The sequence below is a fragment of the Nocardia pseudovaccinii NBRC 100343 genome (genome assembly GCF_001613225.1).
Classification (GTDB): domain Bacteria; phylum Actinomycetota; class Actinomycetes; order Mycobacteriales; family Mycobacteriaceae; genus Nocardia; species Nocardia pseudovaccinii.
Window position 1 is genome coordinate 1 of record NZ_BDBY01000009.1, and the last position, 17651, is coordinate 17651.

Below are 17651 nucleotides of genomic sequence, written 5' to 3' on the forward strand. Positions count from 1 at the left end.
AGCCAGCGCACGCGCAAGGGCCACTCGGCGCTGCTGACCGCCGGAGAGCTCGCCGGGTCGGCGGCGCAGGTGTTCGTCGGACAGACCGACCAACTCCAGCGTTTCGGCCACGGCGGCAGCGGGGTGGCGAACCTCGTCGAGCAGGGAACGCACACGCATCAACGGATTGAGGGCCGAACCGGGATCCTGTCCGACAAAGGCGATGTGATCACGCCGGAACCGTTGCAGTGCAGCAGGATTCAATGCGAATACGTCCTGCCCCGCGACCACGGCCGAACCCGAGGATCGCCGGGCGCCCGTTGGCAGATGCCCGAGCAGTGCCCGCATCAACGTGGTCTTGCCCGACCCCGACGGACCGGTCAGGGCGGTGACCTTACCCGCCGCGACGCTGAAACTGGTGGGCTCGAACAACTCCTGACCATTCGATCCGCATACGGTCAGCGCATCGATGACGACAGACGCATTCATCCCCGCTCCTCCAACGCATTGCCTGCGACCGGCGACTCCGCACCGGCCGGTCCCAGCGACTCGGAACCGCGTGCCCATCGCCGCGGGCGGTGCTGATCGAACGAGGTCACCGCGAGATTCACACTGACCGCGACCACCGCGATCGCCAGGCTCGGAGCCAGCACGGACCAGGGGTTCAGCAGCATGCCGGAGGAGTTCTCGCGCACCATGACCGCCCAGTTGCTCGCACCGAGCGTGGTCGGCAGTTGGAGGAACGATGCGGTGCTGACCACATACACGCCCTCGACGAAGCGAAGACCGAGTTGGGCGGCCAAGACCTCGCGCAGATTCGGTATCACCTCACGGAATACCAAGTGCGGCAGAGTTTCACCGCTCGCTTGGGCGGCCTCGACATAGCCGCTGGCGGCGACGCCCGCCGCAGCCGCCGCGAAAACTCTTGCACAGTACGGAGTTCCGAATAGCAGAGCCACCACGACCAACCCGTAGACGCCCGCATCCGGCCAGGCCGTCAGCACCAGCAGGATCCCGAGTACGGCCGGGAGCAGGATCGCGAAATCGGCGACGCCCTCGATCAACGCACCGACCCGAGGACGTAGTGCCGCGACCGCACCGAGCACGCACGACAACCCGGTCACCGCGACCGCGATCACACCCGCCAGCAACAGCAGGCCCCAACCGCCATAGAGCAGTTGCGCCAGCACATCCCGTCCGAGTCGGTCCGTGCCCAATAAGGTGTCCGCACCCGGCCGCCCGAACGGTATCCCGACCGCCGCCTCGGCAGACCGAGTCGCAAGGCTCGGCCCGAGCGCGGCAGCGATAACCACCACCAGCGCGGGCAATACCGTGAGGAATCTCTTCACCCGCGACCTACCCACCGGATTCCGTTGCGCGCCGGTCATATCCGCCCCCGCGATGCCCAGGCCCGAATCCCGTCCGCCATGGCCAGCATCGCCATGACGACGATCCCGGTCAGCGCGACCACCGCGGCGATCAGCGAGGTGTCCCGATCGGCCACCGACCCCGCGAGCACCGCACCGAGTCCCGGATAGTTGAAGATGGTCTCCACCACCAGCGCACCACCGAGCAGCATGCCGACCGTGGTCGCGAAACTCGCCACAATCGTCGGCAGCGCGAACGGCAGGACATGCCTGGTCAGCACGGCGGTGGTCGAAAGTCCGTCCAGCACCGCGCTTTCCACATGCGGCGAGCGCGCGGAATCGAGCAGGGCCGCGCGCACCACCCGGGTGTTCCAGCCGGTCTGCGGTATCGCCAGTGCGAGCACCGGCAGCACAAGCATGTCCGGACTGGCCGGAAATCCGGAACGCCCGGTAATGGTGACAGCGGGTAACCAACCGGCTCCCAAGGAGAACACCAGGATCAACAAGGTCGCGATGACGAACTCCGGAATCGCCGCCGCCGCTGTGGTAGCCGGTTGCAGGAACCGGGTGGCCGCGCCCCGCCGCGTCGCCCACCAGCCGCCGAGCAGCAGCGACGCGACCACGGTCACCAGGAAGGCGAGCCCGCCGAGCAGCAGCGTCGGCGGAAATTTGTCGGCCAGCAGCTCATTGATCGATCGCCCACGCGCGGTGCGGCCGAAATCACCGGTCGCCACACCGGATATCCACTCGACGAACCGCACCGGCAGCGGCCGGTCCAGGCCCAGTTCGTGTTCCTTCGCCGCGATCTGCTCCGCACTGGCGTCGCGGCCGAGCACCGCGCGGGCGGAATTGCCCGGCAGCAGATCGACGGCCGCGAACACCGTCGCCAGCAGCGCGACCAGCAGGAGGCCGCGCCGGATGAGGAGTCGGGCGAAGGACATCACTCCGCGAGCCAGGCCCGTTCCAACTGCACCCTGGCGAAGCCGCCCAGGGTAGGCACATCGCGCACCCGGGATGTCGCGATATCGATGCCGTCGGCCATGCCCCACACCAGATAACCGCCGCGGGCGTACTGAATCCGCTGCACTTCACGGCAGGCGGTCGCGTATGTCGAGTCATCGGGCGCGGCAAGTGCTTTCGCGGTGGCCGCATCGAATTCGGTATCCTTGAAGGCGGTTTCGTTGCGATTGGATGTCGAGGACATCAGCTTGGTCGCGAAGAACAGCGTGGAGTCATTGGTGCCCCAGGAGACCGTGTAAAACGGCGCCTTCAACCAGGTCTGGTCGTAGAAAGTATTCGACTCCTGCGTCACGACATCGAGGCGCAGCCCGATATCGGCCAGCTGGGTGGCGATCACCTTCGCCGATTCGACCTCGCCGGGGGCCTCGGCCTTGGTGAGGAACTGGTAGCTGCGCCCGGTATCGAATCCGGCATCGCGCAGCAGCGTCGCGGCCCGGTCCACATCGCGGCCGCGCTGCGCAATGGTGTTGTCGTACAACGGATCACCGGTACCGAGGATGTCATTCGCGACGGTGCCGTACCCCGAATGCACCTGATTCACCAGGGCCTTGCGATCGACGCCCAACCGGATGGCCTCGCGCACCCGCGCATCGGCGAACGGTCCGTCGGAGGTCCGCATCGCGACTCCGACCATGGTGTCGTTCGACCGCCGCACCACCCGCAGATCACCGCGTCCCTCGGCGGTACGTCCCGCGATCGCACCGACATTCGAGGCCAGATCGATCTGCCCGCCGAGCACCGCATTGCCCAATGCCGTCACGCTGTCGAACATGGTGACCTCGATGGCATCCAGCAGTGGCGCCGGACCGTACCACCGGTCGTTGCGCACAAGCCGGGCATTGCCACCCTGATAGGACTCCAACCGGAACGGCCCGGTACCGATGGCCTTGGTGAAATCGGTGGTGTCCTTCTTGACCGTGAAGGTCATCAACCGAACCAGTAGCGGCAGTTGCGAATTCGGTTCGGGCAGCGCGATCACCACCCGGTTCGGACCGTCCGCGGTGATGTCCTCAACAGCGGCAGGCATTTTCGACGCACCGCCGACGGTCCGCAGGCGACGCAGCGACCACACCACATCATCGGAGGTGACCGGGGTCCCGTCGTGGAAGGCCGCGCCGTCGGCGATGGTGAAACTCCAGCGACGCCGCTGCGCGTCGGCTTCCCACCGACTGGAAAGGCGCGCAGCAACATTCGGGTTCGCGCCCGGTACCGTGAGCGCGTCGTACACCAGCGAGGTGATGAGGAAGTCGCTGTCATTGCTCAGATTCGCATGCGGATCGCGTTCGATTCGCGCCGCGCTGCCGAGCGCACCGACCCGCAGGGTGCCACCGCGCCGCGCGGGGCCGTCCGAATTGCCGCCGTCCGAACATGCGGCGACCAACAGCACCGCGCCGACACCGAGTCCCGATCGCAGGAGTTGTCGTCGATTCCATTCCATGCTGCTGCCTTCCTCGAACTTCAACGAGTTACCCGCGCGCGACCCGCAAACCCTAGCGAATCTAGCTAGGACAGGCTAGCCTAATAGGGTTCCGGCCGTTGAGTTTTGCCGCACCACAGCTATCAGTCATCACCCCGAAGGCAATGCCGCAAATTTGCTACAGCTAGCCGCGGCAGGCTTCGACCCCAGTCATGGGCGCTCGCTATTTTTACGACTCGCTTAGGTAAGGCTTGCTTAACTCGGCCGGAGCCACTAGCTTCGCAGATCGAATCGTCATACCCCCGCTTTTCGACCCGATGCGAAGAAGGGATCACTGGTGAAAGGCGTTCTCTCCGAACGTAAGACGCTTCACCCACTAGATATCGAACGGCGCGAGCTGCCGACCACCGCCGGACATGCGGTGCGCGCTCTCGCTCGCGAGATATGCATCACAGTCGACTCCTGGCCCGATGGCACCGCCGACCTCGCGCGCACGCTGACCGATCCGGCATTGCTCGAGCAAATCGATGCGCGCGTCGGCGAGTTGCCCGATGCGGTACGTGTCGCCCTGCGACCGCCCGCCACCGCGGCCGGTGCCACCATCGTCGGCAAACTGCCGTTGACCGATGCCGAATGCGGCCCGACCCCGCCGAGCTGGGCCGAGGCAGCCCGCTGGAGTGGTGAAACCGACTGCCGCGCAAGCTCATTCGAACTCGATATCGCGATGCTGCTGCTCGCCCGCAGCGCGGGTGAACCGTTCGGCTGGCAGGGCCAGCAGGGTGGGCGGCTGGTCAACAACATCGTGCCGTCGCCCGGTCACGAACACGAACAGTCCGGCGCGAGTAGCAAAACCCTGCTCAGCCCGCACACCGAGGACGCCTTCCACCCGGACCGGGCAAACCTGTTGATGCTGGCGTGTCTGCGCAATCCGGACGGCGTCGGCACCACCGTCTCCTCGGTGCGCCGGACCGAGCTCTCCGCTGACGAGCGCCGACTACTGGGCACGCCGACCCTGCCGATCCTGCCCGACGTCTCCTACGGCACGGGTCACGAGCGCTATTCAGCACTCCCGTTGCCGACTCTGTGGAGCGCCGAATCACCCCACAGCACAGCGGATTTGACGCTTCGCTACGATCCGGCATACACCCCGCTCGACGATGCCGATACCGAATTCCGGCTGGCGTACGCGCGCCTCACCGCGGAGCTCGAACGCGTCTGCATCACCGCCGTACTGAGCCCCGGCGAGCTATTGCTGGTGGACAATGACGTGGCCGTGCACGGTCGGGTACCGTTCACCGCGCGCTACGACGGCACCGACCGCTGGCTCAAGCGCGTCAATGTCCGCCTGCCCGAACGCCGACGGCGGGCCGCCGAGGCCGACGAAAATGGTTATGGGCAACGGATCGTCGCCCCGTTCCGAGCGGCAAGCAACCCGCTCGCGATCGACGGTGTACCGGCCCGGGCTACCACCCGGACCGCAGTAAGGCTGGATACGACACAACATGATCGAGGAACCGTTGAGCACTCGTGACCGGAGCACACCGCTGCGTGTGCTGAGCCGCAGCGATCTCGCCGACGTGCCCATCACGCCCGCCGATGTGGTGCGCGCCGTCGAGGAAGCGTATCTCGCCTTCGCCGCGGGCGATTCGGACAATCCGCGCAAACTCAGCGTCGCGAATCCGGACGGCTGGTCGGTGGCCTACGCCATGCTCGGGCGCGACGGCCGCCGCCGGGTGGTCGCGATGAAGACGTCCTACAAATTCGATCCCGGCCACGACCGCAGCACCAAGCGCTACTACACGACCATCACGCTCTACGACGACAGCACCGGCGCGCCGATCGCCATGATGGACTGCGCCAGGGTCGGCGCACTGCGCACCCCGGCGGTTTCGGCGCTGCTGGTGCGCGAGACCGCACGCCGCGGCGCGGAGAGCGTGCTGCTGATCGGCACCGGCACCCAGGGCCGAAATGCCCTGCCGCACTTGCTCGCCGCCAATCCGCAGCTGCGCAAGCTGATGCTCTACGGCACCCATCCGGAGGGTCTGGCGGCGGTGCGCGATTACCTCGCCGAATACAACCCGCACGCGTTGCTGGAGACCGTCGAGGATCCGCGCGCGGCCGCCGGTACCGCCGACGTGGTGTTGGCGACAGCCGGACCCGGTACCGAGGTCGGGATCGAATCCGAGGATCTCGCACCGGGATCCACCGTTGTGCTCGTCGGCTACGGCTTGGCGCCGTCGACGCTGGTCGACGCCGACCGCGTAATCGCAACCAGCGCCCAGCAAATGGCGCTGACCGGCACCGATATGGCCGGTCCCGACGGCAGACTGCGGACCGTCGACGCCGAACTGCCACAGATCCTGAGCCGTCGCGCAATCGCCCGACGCTCCGACGACGAGCGGATCTTCGTCTACAACAGCGGGCTGGTGCTGACCGATATCGCCGTCGCGCACGCACTCGCCGAACGAGCCATTGCCGAGGGCCGCGGCACGGAGGTGCCCCTATGGGACTAGACATCGGCGCCGTCGAGTTCGACAAGAAGGTGCGCGCCCCCGGCAGCGCCGAACCCGACGGCACGCTGCTGTTCGACGACGGCTCGATCCGCGACAAGGTCCAACTCGGCGATGATCCATCGCATACCGAGACTGCCCCCGATCCCGCCGTACTGGCGGCAGTGCGCGGCCTGCTGAGCATTTGCGCTCCCGCCCTGCCCGCACACACTGACGACTGGGAGCGCAGACTCCTCGCCGATCCGAATCTGCTCGGCGATATCGCCTTTGCGATCGGCGGCCCCTTCCATGTGATGTATCCGTCACGGGTCGCGGTGAATATCAATGGGTTTCAGCAGGTATTCGAGCAGGCCGGTGTGGATGGAGTCGTCTACTTCGGCAAGAAGGCCAACAAGGCGGCCTGTGTTGCTCGTGCCTGCGCCGAATACGGTGCGGGTGTCGACGTTTCCAGTGCGGGCGAGCTGAATGCCGCACTGGCACAGGGTGTTCGCGGTGACGAGCTGATGGTCACAGGTCCGGCCAAATCCGACGATCTGCTGTGGCTTGCCGTGCGGCACCGCGCATTGATCGCCGTGGACAGTCTCGACGAGCTCGACCGGTTGGCCGCATTCACCACTCCGGCCGCCGCGGCGCGTGTACTACTCCGCGTGCTGCCCAATGGATCCACGAGCCGATTCGGCATGACCGCCGAGGAATTGGACCGTGCGATTTCGGTGATCGGCGCGTCCGGCACGGTCGGTCACGAATCGATTCGCCTGCAGGGCTTCAGCTTCCACCTGTCCGGCTACGATGCCATCGCACGCGCCGAACAGGCCGACGAATTGATCACCCGCTGCCTGGATGCGCGCACACTGGGCCATCCGGCAGGCACCATCTCCATCGGCGGTGGATTCGGCGTCGATTATGTGCCCGCGAGCGCCTGGTCGGAGTTCACCGATCACGCGAACGGTCAGTGGTTCCACGCGGGGAAGTCCTTCGATTCGTACTACCCCTACCACTTCCCGGCGCCCGGCCCGGCCATGCTCACCGCGGCCCTCGAGCACAACGCACTCGCGCAACGGTTGCGCGACAACGATATCCGGCTCGCCGTCGAACCCGGCCGGGCACTGCTCGACCGCGCCGGATCCAGCGTCTTCCGGGTGCAGGGCAGCAAGACCCGCCACGTCGAGGGTCACCCCTACCAACTGCTCACCGTCGACGGCACCAGCCTGAGCCTGTCCGAGCAGTGGTTCGACAGTGAATACCTCCCCGATCCGATGCTGTGGCCGCCGCGCCCCGGCGAGCTCACCCCGACCTGCGTCGGGGCGGCCAGCTGCCTGGAGTCCGACATGCTCAGCTGGCGGCGCATCCCGCTACCGAGACGAGCCGAGGTCGGCGATCTGCTGATCTATCCGAATACCGCCGGTTACCAAATGGATTCGAACGAATCGGCTTTTCACGAACTGCCGATTCCACCGAAGGTGGTGCTGCACGACACCGGTGATCGGCTCCGCTGGACGCTCGACGCCGGATGATCCGGCAACCCCATTCGACCAACACCCTTATGGCCCCGAACGAGGAGACCTCCATGCCGCTCGTCACGCGCGTGACGGATCTGATCGGTCGCACCCCGCTATTCGAACTGGCGACCACCGCGACCGGCACCCGGCTGCTGCTCAAACTCGAGCAGTTCAATCCGACGGGTGCGGCCAAGATCAGGATGGCGCGCGCGATGATCGACGATGCGGAGCGTCGAGGTTTGCTGGGCGATGGCGGGCATATTATCGAGTCGACATCCGGGAATACCGGGCTCGGCCTCGCGGTAGTCGCTGCCGAACGTGGGTATCGCTTCACCGCGGTGGTCGATCACCACGCATGTAAGGACAAACTGCGTGCGATGCGAGCAATGGGTGCGGAATTGGTATACGTCGCCGATGACGGTGACGACAACCTGGCCACCTCGGCGCGGGAAGACCTGGCCGAGGCGATGGCGGCCGGACAGTCCGACGCGTACTTCACCGAACAGCACAACAACGATGCGAACGCGGTCGGCTACTACGCCGTGGCCGAAGAATTGCTGGAAGACGTGGAGCGCGTCGATATCCTGCTCTCCGCGGTGGGCACCGGTGGTTCGCTGTTCGGCACCGCGACCCGGCTGCGCCAACTCGGCTGCACACCACGGGTGATCGGCGTGGAACCGGTCGGATCGATCGCCTTCGGCGGGCCTGGCGGGCCGTACTGGCAGTCCGGTACCGGCACCCCGCCCGGCGCCACCATCGGCACCGCCGTGGACTATTCGCTGCTGGATGAGGGCGTCAAGGTTTCCGATGTCGCGGCCTTCGCCACTGCTCGCGCGGTCGCGGCCGAGCTGGGCCTGATGATCGGCGGCTCCGCGGGCGGCTCGGTACACGCCGCGCTCACCCGCCTCGAGGAGTTCCCGCCCGGCTCGACCGTGGTCACCCTCGTCTGTGACGGCGGCGAGAAGTATCTCGACACGGTCTTCGACGACGAGTGGATGCGCGAACGCGATCTTCTCGACACCGCCACCGAACGCGATGTGCACACGATGCTGGACCGCTACGCTCCCACCCGACGCGACCAACTCGTCGAGGCGCGATGAAGCACATGCGCGCTTTCGATCACCGTTGCGCGACACCCTGTACGTCTGAAATGATCACCTTGTTAGGGTTGCCTAACCCAAATGAAACTCAGCGACGAGTCGGGACGAGGCGCATGGCGATCGATTTCGGGATTCGACGGGTGGAGGTGCGATGCTGAATCTGTCCACCTTCCGTGCCGATGGGCGACAGCTCACCGCGCTGGCGGCACCGATCGCACTCACCCAACTCGCACAGATCGCGGTATCGACCACCAATATCGCACTGATGGGCACGCTCGGCGTGCGCGAGGTCGCCGCGGGCGGGCTGGCGATGGTGCTGTTCAACCAGATCCGCACCATGTGCGTCGGTCTGATCACCGGGACCGGGAATCAGATCGCGTCCTCGGTCAGTGCGGCGGATAAGCGTGGTGAATCCGCGGACGGGGAGGTCCGCGATATCGTCCGCTCGAGTTTCCTGATCGCCACCTTCGCCGGAATCATCGGCGGCGCAGTGCTGATCGGACTCGGCTGGTCGCTGCAATGGCTCGGCCAGGACGCGGGCGTACTCGCCGACGCGCGACCGCTCATGCTCGCACTCGCGCCCGGACTGCTGCCCTGCCTGTGGTTCCAAGTACTGCGGCAGTACACCGTCGGCATGCAGCGTCCACAGGCCCTGCTGCTGGTCACCCTCGGCTCGGTGGCGCTGAATCTCGTACTGGCCCTTACCTTCATGCACGGCTGGTTCGGACTGCCCGCGCTGGGACTGACCGGCATCGGCGTCGCGACCTCACTGGTCTTCCTGATCACCTTCGGCGTCTTCTTCGCGATGGTGCGCGCCGATGCGGCACTCGGCGCCACCCTGCCGCTGCGTCCGTGGCCGGTGCATGTGCCGACCGTCTGGGCCGAGCTCAGACTTGGTGCGCCGATCGCGCTCACCTACGGTTCGGAAGCGGGCATGTTCTCCGTGCTCGCCCTGGCGATGGGCAGTATCGGACCGGCCGCGCTGGCCGCACACAATGTGGTCTACCAGATCATCTACATCGTCTTCCAGGTCGCGATCGGCCTGTCGCACGGCGCGTCCATCCTGGTCAGCCATGCCGTCGCGCGTGACGAATACGGCCACGCCCGTGCGCTGGCCTGGTTGGCGCTGCAGCATGCGGGCATCGTCGCCGCGGTCACCGGCGTGGTCTATATCGCCGCGCCGAAACTCGTGCTGAGCCCCTTCCTCGAACCCGGCGACACCGCGACGATCGACCTGGCCCGCTCGCTGCTGCTCATCGGCATCGTGCTCCAGTTCTTCGATGCCGCACAGAACATCGGCACCGGCCTGCTACGCGGTCTGAAGGAAACCAAGGCGGGCTTCCGCCTGTCCCTGGTCGGCTACTGGCTCGTCGGCTTGCCCACGGCCCTGCTGCTGGCCTTCCCGGTCGGCCTCGGCGCCGCGGGCGTCTGGTGGGGTCTGACCGCGGGTCTGGCCAGCACAGCGGTCCTGATGCTCCGCCGCTACTTCGCCCTGCTCCAAAGCGCCGCCTCGACCCATCCCCGCCCCCTCCCACAATCCCTACCGACCCCTTCGTGACCTCGCGAAATCCGGACTTAACGGGCGGCGGAAAGTGTTGTGCAGCAACCTGATAGCGTGCGGGGAATGCGGCAGAGCCTGGCATTGAGTTGTGAGCGGATCTCCGCTGAACTGCTCGACCACTTCGACGGGGTCGGGATGGTGCGCGGCGAGTACGTGTTCCGCGCGGCCGGGAAATATCCGACACCCGAATCGGTTTCGGGTTATCTCGTGCCATATCTGCGCCATATCGCGAAGCGGGCCGACGGCACGATCTGGTATCGCACCATGGAAGCCGATACCGCTGAATGCAATATCCTCGACGGCGTCGAAGAGATCATCGACGAGCCGCATAAACTGCTCGGCCTGCGCGGTATTCGCCGTGCGCGCCGTTTTCCCGACGCATTCGTCGCCGAACTCGAGGGCATTGCGCAGGTGCGCGACGAGGGCGCGGATATCGGCGTGATTTTCCCGTTCGTCACCTATGTCGACGAATTGCAGTGGGCCATCGAGCAAACCAGGGCCGTGATCGGCGACTGCCCGGTCGCCACCATGATCGAGATCCCGTCGCTGCTGCTCGAGGTCGACCGGGTCGTGACCACCGGGGTGTCCCGGGTGGTGATCGGCTGCAACGATCTGTCCTCGCTGCTGCTCGGCCAGGCACGCGCCAGCCTACGGCCGGTTCGACCGGTTCCGCCGCTGCTGCGCGCGATCGAGCGCGTCACCATGGTGGCCGCCGCGGCGGGCGTGCGGACCGCGGTCGCGGGTTATCTGCATCCGGACCTGCTCGCGGCCTGCGCGAACCTCGGCGTCGACGAATGCGTGCTGCACTACTCCGATCTGCCCGACGTGCTGGGTGAGCAGTTCGCGGACCTGCCGGATCTCGATGTGCTGCAAGCGATCAAGCGCAAGACGCGCGCCGCGATCGCGTTGTACGAGGCGGAGCGGGCGGCCGGGTCCGATCCCGACCACCCGCACGCCCATCAGACGTTGACGCCGTAATCGCGGGCGATACCCGCGAGCCCGGAGGCATAGCCCTGACCGATGGCACGGAACTTCCATTCGTTGCCGTACCGGTACAACTCCCCGAACACCATGGCGGTCTCGGTGGACGCATCCTCGGTGAGGTCATACCGGGCCAGCTCGGCGCCCGTGTTCGCGTCGACCACGCGGATGTAGGCGTTGCGGATCTGGCCGAACGATTGTCCGCGCGCATCGGCATCGTGAATGGAGACCGGGAAGAAGATATTGGTGATCGTCGGCGGCGTCGCCGCCAGATCGACATTGATCACCTCGTCATCGCCTTCGCCCTCACCGGTGAGATTGTCACCGGTATGTTCGATCGTGCCCTCGGGCGAGCGGAGATTGTTGTAGAACACGAAGTGCTGATCGGACAGCACGCGCTGATTCGGCCCGGTGGCGAGCGCACTCGCATCGAGGTCGTAATCGGCCCCGGTGGTCGTTCGCACATCCCAACCGAGCCCCACCGCAACCTTGGTGAGGTTGGCGGCCTGCTTCGACAGCGAGACATTTCCGCCTTTGGCCAATGTGACGCTCATGATCCCCTTCCATCCGACGCGTTCGCGCCGCCTTTCATCACGATTATTACTCTGTACCGGACAGCTTGTGCCGGTTCAGTTCTCGATATCGGCCCAGGCGCGCAGTGTCTGCACGCGCCCTTCGAGCGCATGCAATTCGCTCGCGTCCAGGACGGTGCGCTCGATTCCGTGCGCCACCGCGAAGGCCGACTGCCGGTGGTCATCGATGACTTCCACATCGATCTGGACCGCGACATAGTCTGTCGCACCGGGCATTTCCTCGGCGATAACTCGCGCCTGCCCGCGCGCGCACAGCGCGACATTGCCACCGCCGAGAATCAGCAGTGCGACATCGGGCCGTTCACGCAGGCGCGCCAGCGAACCGCGATCGAATTTCAGGCTGAGCAGAATCCGCCGATCATCCGCACGCACCGGCCAGGACACCGGAATCGCATGCGGCGCCGGGTCGGTGGTGACCAGCACCGCGATCGTCTCCTGGGGCCATTCCGGGAGTACGTCCAGTTCGGGATGATCGGCCATAGAGTGGTCTTGACGTTGCACGGGGCTCGCTCCGGCTGCCATGTTCGTCACCTCTTGATCGCTGCAACGCGGCGGGCTGTGCCACGTTGCCTGCAAGTCTAAGGTGCTGTGGCCCTTGTTCGCTGGCGCTGCGACCTTTGTCCGAAGTGCTCACAGGCACCTCTCAGGACACCGATACGGCGTCACTGGGTGATGGGCGGCGCCCCGGCCCAGTAGCGGGCCGTCGCCCCGTGCGGGATTATGCGGTAAGGCTACCCTAATTTCAATGGGACAAGCAGTCCGAGCCGCCTGTCCGGGACACCACTCGGATGTCCGGATTGACGGGTCGGCACGGTCGATGCATCATTGCTGATAGCCCCTGTTCAGCAGGGCTTCTCCATTCGCCGGCCGATGTCTGTCCGGCCCGCGTGCTGCTCTCGGTACCGCACGGCCGCCGCGCCTTGCCCGCACCGACAGCATTGCTCCAAGAAGACGCACTGGCGTCCGGCCGTGAGTGAGGTGAGAACGACATGGTGTACCGATCGTCTGAGACCCGGCTGATCACTTCGTTCCTGCACTACGGCATCGTCCCGAATTTCTGAATTCGGCCGCGCCGGGCACGGCAGCCACAGACGACGTCCGTCGACGTCGTCCGCGGCGGTGCCCGGGTTGTAGCGCGGCGCCACGGGACATTTCGGCACACATACGGACGTGGGGAGCAGACACATGGTTGATATGGGGGCAAGGAATTCCGGCGCGGTCGATATGGTGGCGTGGCCGACGGCGGGCAATCTCGTCGTCTCGCCCGCGATGCTGGACGACCTGGGCTATCTGCGCGGCGAGCTGGCGGCCGCGGAGGTGCCGTTCCTGCTGATTCGCGATGGCGGACATCGGCTGGCACTGGCCGCGGATGCCGCGCACCGGACGATGGTGCGTCGGGTGACGGCCACCGCGATTGCCGCGGGTTTCGCGTGTGCCGAGGTGCAGCACAATGTTTTTCGGCTGAGTCGCGATGCCGATTCGGAGCACTACGTGGATCTGGAGCTGTGGGAGTACCACGGCGACACCGTCGAGTGCCCGCGGCCGAATGTGTTCACCCGCAATGTCTTCGACCTCACCGATATCGAGCGCACGGAAGTTCGCCTGTTCGACCGCAATTGGCCGACATTGACGGATATGTTCGCGCCGCAGCCGACCGATGTCGGCTTCGATATCGATCTGGTGTTCTCCTGGGTCGATGGCACCGATCCCGAATTCCGTGCCCGCCGTGCGGGAATGCTGGCCCAGGTCGTGGTGGGCGAGGGCGATGACGCGGATGCTCGGATCCGGCAGATCGACGAACTGAAGTACGCACTGCGCTCGGTGTACAAGAACGCGCCGTGGATTCGGCGGATCTTCATCGCGACCGATTCCGCGGTGCCGGAATGGCTCGACGAACATCCGCGGGTGACGGTGGTACGCGCGGTCGATCACTTCAGCGATACCAGCGGGTTGCCCACCTTCAATTCCCATGCGGTGGAATGCCAACTGCAGCATATCGATGGGCTCAGCGAGCATTTTCTGTACTCGAACGACGATATGTTCTTCGCCCGGCCGGTGCGGCCGTCGATGTTCTTCAGCCCGGCCGGAGTCAGCCGGTTCATCGAGGCAGGCACCCGTATCGGACCGGGCCGAAACAACGAGCGGCGCAGTGGTTTCGAGAATGCGGCACGGAAAAACCGGGAATTGCTGGCCGCGCGGTTCGGACATGTCATCACCCGGCATCTGGAACACACCCCTGTTCCGTTGCGGCGCAGCGTATTACTCGAGATGGAGCAGGAGTTCGCGACCGACTTCGCGCGGACCAGGGCGAGCAGATTCCGTGCGGCCACCGATATTTCGGTGACGAATTCGCTGTACCACTACTACGCCATGCTCACCGGGCGCGCGGTGCCGCAGGAGATGGCGCGGATGCGCTATGTCGACACCACGAGTCGACGCGGGCTCGCACTGCTCGACGGACTGGCCGTCCATCGAGATGTCGACTTCTTCTGCCTCAACGACGGCAGTTTTCCGGAGGTCCCGGAGGCCGATCGGGTGCGTGCGGTGTCGGAATTCCTGTCCACCTACTTCCCGACCCCAGCGCCGTGGGAGCGGGTCAGTGCACGGCCTCGTCGTCTTCCGGAGTCTGCGCCCGGCGCCGCATGACCCGCGGGATGCGCGCGGCGGGCGGGATCACGATGCCTTCCTCGGCCAGCTTGCGCGCCGCCTCTTCCGGGGTGGACGGGGAGCCGACGGTCGGGCCGCGATCGATCGGAACCACCGAATGGACGATGGTGTCCGGATAGATGTGCACGTAGTTGAAGGCCTGCGCGCCGTCGCGGCCGCGCAGGCCGCCCTCGGCGACGGCCAGATCCTGGCTATAGCAGGTCGCCGAGGCGACCGAGACCGGGATTCCCGCGAAGGTGGCGCTGGTCGAAAAGTGCAGGTGCCCCGCGAGAATCGCGCGCACGTCGGTGCCGTCGAGCACATCGGCCAGCCTGCGCTGATCACGCAGTTCGACGGTGACCGCGAGATCGAGCACGCACGGCACCGGCGGGTGGTGCATCGCCAGAATCGTGCCGAACGGGGCGGGTTCGGCGAGTACCGATCGCAGCCAGGCCAGCTGTTCGTCGCGGATTTCGCCGTAGTGGTGGCCGGGGACGCTGGTGTCCAGGGCGACGATGCGCAGGCCGTCGATCATGTGCACCCGATCCAGCGGCTTCGTCGACGGGCGCTCGCCGAGCAGAGTCCGGCGCAGTTCACCGCGATCGTCGTGATTGCCGGTGACCCATACGATCGGCGCGCGCAATCGGCGCGCGAACGGTTCCACGATGGCGCGGAGCTTCTCGTATGCGTCCGGCTCGCCCCTATCGGTGAGGTCACCGGTGAAGACGATCGCCGTCGGCCGGATGCGGCTGGCCGCGGCCTGGTCGAGCAACTGCCGAAGACGCAGATCCGCGTCCACGTCGCCGTACAGCTCGCCGTCGCCGGCGATCAAATGGGTATCGCTGAAATGGAACAGCACATGATTCGGTCGCGGGTGCTCCGCGACTCTGCTGGTGGGCACCGGACCGAACGTCCTCCCCGGCGGATTCGCCCGCCATTGGCTTCGGGTTCCATCGCCAGGATAGCGAAGACCTATTGACAGACTGCCCGCCCCACGGTGACAAACTGCTTGCGGGAAGGTGAGAGTTCGGTGTCATCACACCCGGTCCGAGAGTTTCCGGGCGCGACTGTGCTCAGCGGGTGCCGAGGCTGTCGGCGGTACGAAGGGCGTCCAGGACCATGGGGGTGTCGACGGTGAAGGGTTCGTTGTGAATCGTTTCGCCGGGAGCGGTGGCGCGTTCGGCGATGGCGGTCAGGGTTCGGTTGTCGGGGTCGGTCAGGCCGAGGGCGGCGAAGGTGGCCGGTAGGCCGACCGACGTGCAGAACTCGAGGACCGTCGAAATCTCTTCGGCGGGAGCGCCTTCCAGTACGAGCTGAGTGAGGACGCCGAAGGCTACCTTTTCGCCGTGCAGGTACGGGTGGGTTTGCGGGGCGGCGGTCAGGCCGTTGTGGATGGCGTGGGCGGCGGCGAGACCGGAGGATTCGAAGCCTAAACCGGAGAGCAGGGTGTTGGCCTCGACGATACGTTCGAGGGCCGGGGTGACGGTGTGATTGCGAACCGCGGCGAGGGCGTGGGTTCCGTCGGCGAGCAGGGTGTTGTAGCAAAGCTCGGCCAAGGCGGTGGCACTGCGGGTGGAGGCGCCGCCGCGCATATTCCGGACCCGCGCGGCACTGCAGGTCCGCGCCTCGAACCAGGTCGCGAGCGCATCGCCCATCCCCGCGGTGAGCAGCCGCGCCGGAGCCTGCGCGATAGCGGACGTATCGACGAGCACCAATGCCGGATTCCGCCGAACCAGCTGATAGGCCTCGAATTCCCCGGCGCCGGTGTAGATCACCGACAACGCACTGCAAGGCGCGTCACTCGACGCCGCCGTAGGACAACTGATCATCGGCAGTTCCAGATCATCGGCCACCGCCCGAGCCGTATCGAGCACCTTGCCCCCACCGGCCCCCAACACCACCGTGCTCGCGCTCTCCCGCACAGCCGCGGTGACCCGCGCGATCTCGGCCCGACTGCACTCGCCCCCGGACCGATGCACCGAATACTCGATCTTCGCCTCGGTAAGCGATTCCTGCCACGTCTGCGCCAACAACCGATGCGCACTGGCCCCCGCCACGATCATCACCGGTCCTGCGATCCCCAGCCGCGTCATCTCCGCCCCGAGCGCCCCCGTCGCATCCCGCCCCTGCACGTAATGCCCCGGCGAAGAAAACACACTCAGCATCTGCCACCTCCCGATCGCCGACTCCGTATCGCAAACGCTACGCGCCCGCGATTGAGCCATCAGGTGTATTCGAAGCTTGCCGAACGCCCGGCTACTGCGACCAGTACTTGCGCCAATCGGCGGCCGCTAACGGGACACGTTCGCCGCGGGCGGCTTCGGCGGCGTCTTCGGTAGCGCGGATTTCCGATGCGAAGGACAAGGTGGCCTTGCGGAGGCGTTCTTCCGCGCTGTCTTCGCCACCCAGGTGGACGGTGCGGAGGGTGTCGGGGATCAGGTCTTCGGGCAGGCCTGCTTTGAGGCTGCGGGAGCGGATCTTCTCGGCCAGAGCCAGGGCGGGTTGGGCCATGGCTATGCCGTCGAGGCAGGAACGGCGGGATTTCTCGGCGGATTTGCGTTCCTCCCAGGCTTTTTCCTGGGCGGCGATTTTTTCCGCGACGGTGGCCGACGGGTCGATGGGTTCGTCGGCGAGGTGCGGGCTGCGGTTGACGAGTTTGGCGACCAGTGCTGCGGCCACATCGTCGACGGTGAATTCGCCTGCGGCCTGGGCGATTCGGGAGTGGAACAGGACCTGCAGCAGCAGGTCGCCGAGTTCTTCCTTGATGGTTTCGGCGTCGTTGTGCTGGATGGCGTCGAGGAGTTCGTAAGTTTCCTCGAGCAGGTAGGGACGCAGCGAGTCGTGGGTTTGCGTCACCTCCCAGCCGCCGAAGTTCCACAGCCGGTCCATCACCTCGACCGCCCCGGCCAGCCCCGCCGCCACCACCGCGGTATCGGTCCGGCCGGATTCGGCCGCCGCCCGCACGGGTTCGGGCAATG

The 17651-nt window shown here is 66.1% G+C and carries 16 protein-coding genes; 7 read left to right on the forward strand and 9 right to left on the reverse strand.

The features are described 5' to 3' along the window. From NP3_RS00575 to NP3_RS00590, 4 genes are all read right to left on the reverse strand, one after another. A partial coding sequence (locus NP3_RS00575; RefSeq protein WP_245720745.1) for an ATP-binding cassette domain-containing protein occupies nucleotides 1-468 on the reverse strand: 468 nt, incomplete at its 3' end. Then, nucleotides 465-1328: an ABC transporter permease gene (locus tag NP3_RS00580; protein WP_245720746.1), complete on the reverse strand. Its 864-nt coding sequence runs from the start codon at nucleotides 1326-1328 to the stop codon at nucleotides 465-467. The genes NP3_RS00580 and NP3_RS00575, both read right to left, overlap by 4 nt. 35 nt (nucleotides 1329-1363) lie before the next feature. Next, entirely contained in the window at nucleotides 1364-2287 is a 924-nt protein-coding gene (locus NP3_RS00585; RefSeq protein ID WP_063036756.1) for an ABC transporter permease, read from the reverse strand. Beyond that, nucleotides 2287-3804: an ABC transporter substrate-binding protein gene (locus tag NP3_RS00590; RefSeq protein ID WP_063036647.1), complete on the reverse strand. Its 1518-nt coding sequence runs from the start codon at nucleotides 3802-3804 to the stop codon at nucleotides 2287-2289. The genes NP3_RS00585 and NP3_RS00590 overlap by 1 nt, the downstream gene beginning before the upstream one ends. Before the next feature lie 316 nt (nucleotides 3805-4120). Between NP3_RS00590 and NP3_RS00595 the strand changes: the two genes are divergently transcribed. The 6 genes from NP3_RS00595 to NP3_RS00620 all read left to right on the forward strand — a co-directional run bounded on the left by NP3_RS00595 (nucleotide 4121) and on the right by NP3_RS00620 (nucleotide 11431). Next, nucleotides 4121-5314 carry a TauD/TfdA family dioxygenase gene (locus tag NP3_RS00595; protein WP_063036649.1) on the forward strand — a complete coding sequence of 398 codons (1194 nt, stop codon included), beginning with the start codon at nucleotides 4121-4123 and terminating at the stop codon, nucleotides 5312-5314. Further along, on the forward strand, nucleotides 5286-6296 hold the full coding sequence (locus NP3_RS00600) for an ornithine cyclodeaminase family protein (RefSeq protein ID WP_174566156.1): 1011 nt from the start codon (nucleotides 5286-5288) through the stop codon (nucleotides 6294-6296). The genes NP3_RS00595 and NP3_RS00600 overlap by 29 nt, the downstream gene beginning before the upstream one ends. Further along, nucleotides 6287-7807 (forward strand): alanine racemase, encoded by a 1521-nt coding sequence (locus tag NP3_RS00605; RefSeq protein ID WP_084507952.1) that lies wholly within the window; start codon nucleotides 6287-6289, stop codon nucleotides 7805-7807. The genes NP3_RS00600 and NP3_RS00605 overlap by 10 nt, the downstream gene beginning before the upstream one ends. A gap of 53 nt (nucleotides 7808-7860) precedes the next feature. Next, entirely contained in the window at nucleotides 7861-8892 is a 1032-nt protein-coding gene (locus NP3_RS00610; protein WP_063036762.1) for a PLP-dependent cysteine synthase family protein, read from the forward strand. A gap of 151 nt (nucleotides 8893-9043) precedes the next feature. Further along, the gene (locus NP3_RS00615) at nucleotides 9044-10450 is read left to right on the forward strand and encodes an MATE family efflux transporter (RefSeq protein ID WP_063036651.1); all 1407 of its coding nucleotides are present in this window, start codon (nucleotides 9044-9046) and stop codon (nucleotides 10448-10450) included. Between the two features lie 66 nt (nucleotides 10451-10516). Next, entirely contained in the window at nucleotides 10517-11431 is a 915-nt protein-coding gene (locus NP3_RS00620) for a putative PEP-binding protein (RefSeq protein WP_063036653.1), read from the forward strand. Here the strand turns inward: NP3_RS00620 and NP3_RS00625 are convergent. Next, nucleotides 11413-11988 carry a TerD family protein gene (locus NP3_RS00625; RefSeq protein ID WP_063036655.1) on the reverse strand — a complete coding sequence of 192 codons (576 nt, stop codon included), beginning with the start codon at nucleotides 11986-11988 and terminating at the stop codon, nucleotides 11413-11415. The two genes, NP3_RS00620 and NP3_RS00625, sit on opposite strands and share 19 nt — an antisense overlap. Before the next feature lie 75 nt (nucleotides 11989-12063). Beyond that, nucleotides 12064-12549 (reverse strand): hypothetical protein, encoded by a 486-nt coding sequence (locus NP3_RS00630; RefSeq protein ID WP_245720747.1) that lies wholly within the window; start codon nucleotides 12547-12549, stop codon nucleotides 12064-12066. Between the two features lie 672 nt (nucleotides 12550-13221). On the opposite strand from NP3_RS00630, the gene NP3_RS00635 reads away from it, so the two are divergent. Continuing rightward, entirely contained in the window at nucleotides 13222-14673 is a 1452-nt protein-coding gene (locus NP3_RS00635) for a stealth family protein (protein WP_373864717.1), read from the forward strand. On the opposite strand, the gene NP3_RS00640 is transcribed toward NP3_RS00635, so the two are convergent. The 3 genes from NP3_RS00640 to NP3_RS00650 all read right to left on the reverse strand — a co-directional run bounded on the left by NP3_RS00640 (nucleotide 14624) and on the right by NP3_RS00650 (nucleotide 17562). Continuing rightward, nucleotides 14624-15574 (reverse strand): phosphodiesterase, encoded by a 951-nt coding sequence (locus NP3_RS00640; RefSeq protein ID WP_157123978.1) that lies wholly within the window; start codon nucleotides 15572-15574, stop codon nucleotides 14624-14626. The two genes, NP3_RS00635 and NP3_RS00640, sit on opposite strands and share 50 nt — an antisense overlap. A 172-nt stretch (nucleotides 15575-15746) precedes the next feature. Beyond that, a complete protein-coding gene (locus NP3_RS00645; RefSeq protein WP_063036661.1) occupies nucleotides 15747-16838 on the reverse strand; it encodes a glycerol dehydrogenase in 1092 nt (363 codons plus the stop codon). 91 nt (nucleotides 16839-16929) lie between these two features. Beyond that, on the reverse strand, nucleotides 16930-17562 hold the full coding sequence (locus tag NP3_RS00650) for a nucleoside triphosphate pyrophosphohydrolase (protein ID WP_245720751.1): 633 nt from the start codon (nucleotides 17560-17562) through the stop codon (nucleotides 16930-16932). Between the last annotated feature and the right edge of the window lie 89 nt (nucleotides 17563-17651).

Bases quoted from the DNA above. Each gene is read 5' to 3' on its own strand.
- NP3_RS00585 (WP_063036756.1), bottom strand. From the start codon at position 2,287: ATGTCCTTCGCCCGACTCCTCATCCGGCGCGGCCTCCTGCTGGTCGCG.
- NP3_RS00590 (WP_063036647.1), bottom strand. From the start codon at position 3,804: ATGGAATGGAATCGACGACAACTCCTGCGATCGGGACTCGGTGTCGGC.
- NP3_RS00600 (WP_174566156.1), top strand. From the start codon at position 5,286: ATGATCGAGGAACCGTTGAGCACTCGTGACCGGAGCACACCGCTGCGT.
- NP3_RS00605 (WP_084507952.1), top strand. From the start codon at position 6,287: ATGGGACTAGACATCGGCGCCGTCGAGTTCGACAAGAAGGTGCGCGCC.
- NP3_RS00610 (WP_063036762.1), top strand. From the start codon at position 7,861: ATGCCGCTCGTCACGCGCGTGACGGATCTGATCGGTCGCACCCCGCTA.
- NP3_RS00615 (WP_063036651.1), top strand. From the start codon at position 9,044: ATGCTGAATCTGTCCACCTTCCGTGCCGATGGGCGACAGCTCACCGCG.
- NP3_RS00620 (WP_063036653.1), top strand. From the start codon at position 10,517: ATGCGGCAGAGCCTGGCATTGAGTTGTGAGCGGATCTCCGCTGAACTG.
- NP3_RS00625 (WP_063036655.1), bottom strand. From the start codon at position 11,988: ATGAGCGTCACATTGGCCAAAGGCGGAAATGTCTCGCTGTCGAAGCAG.
- NP3_RS00630 (WP_245720747.1), bottom strand. From the start codon at position 12,549: ATGGCAGCCGGAGCGAGCCCCGTGCAACGTCAAGACCACTCTATGGCC.
- NP3_RS00635 (WP_373864717.1), top strand. From the start codon at position 13,222: ATGGGGGCAAGGAATTCCGGCGCGGTCGATATGGTGGCGTGGCCGACG.
- NP3_RS00645 (WP_063036661.1), bottom strand. From the start codon at position 16,838: ATGCTGAGTGTGTTTTCTTCGCCGGGGCATTACGTGCAGGGGCGGGAT.
- NP3_RS00650 (WP_245720751.1), bottom strand. From the start codon at position 17,562: ATGGACCGGCTGTGGAACTTCGGCGGCTGGGAGGTGACGCAAACCCAC.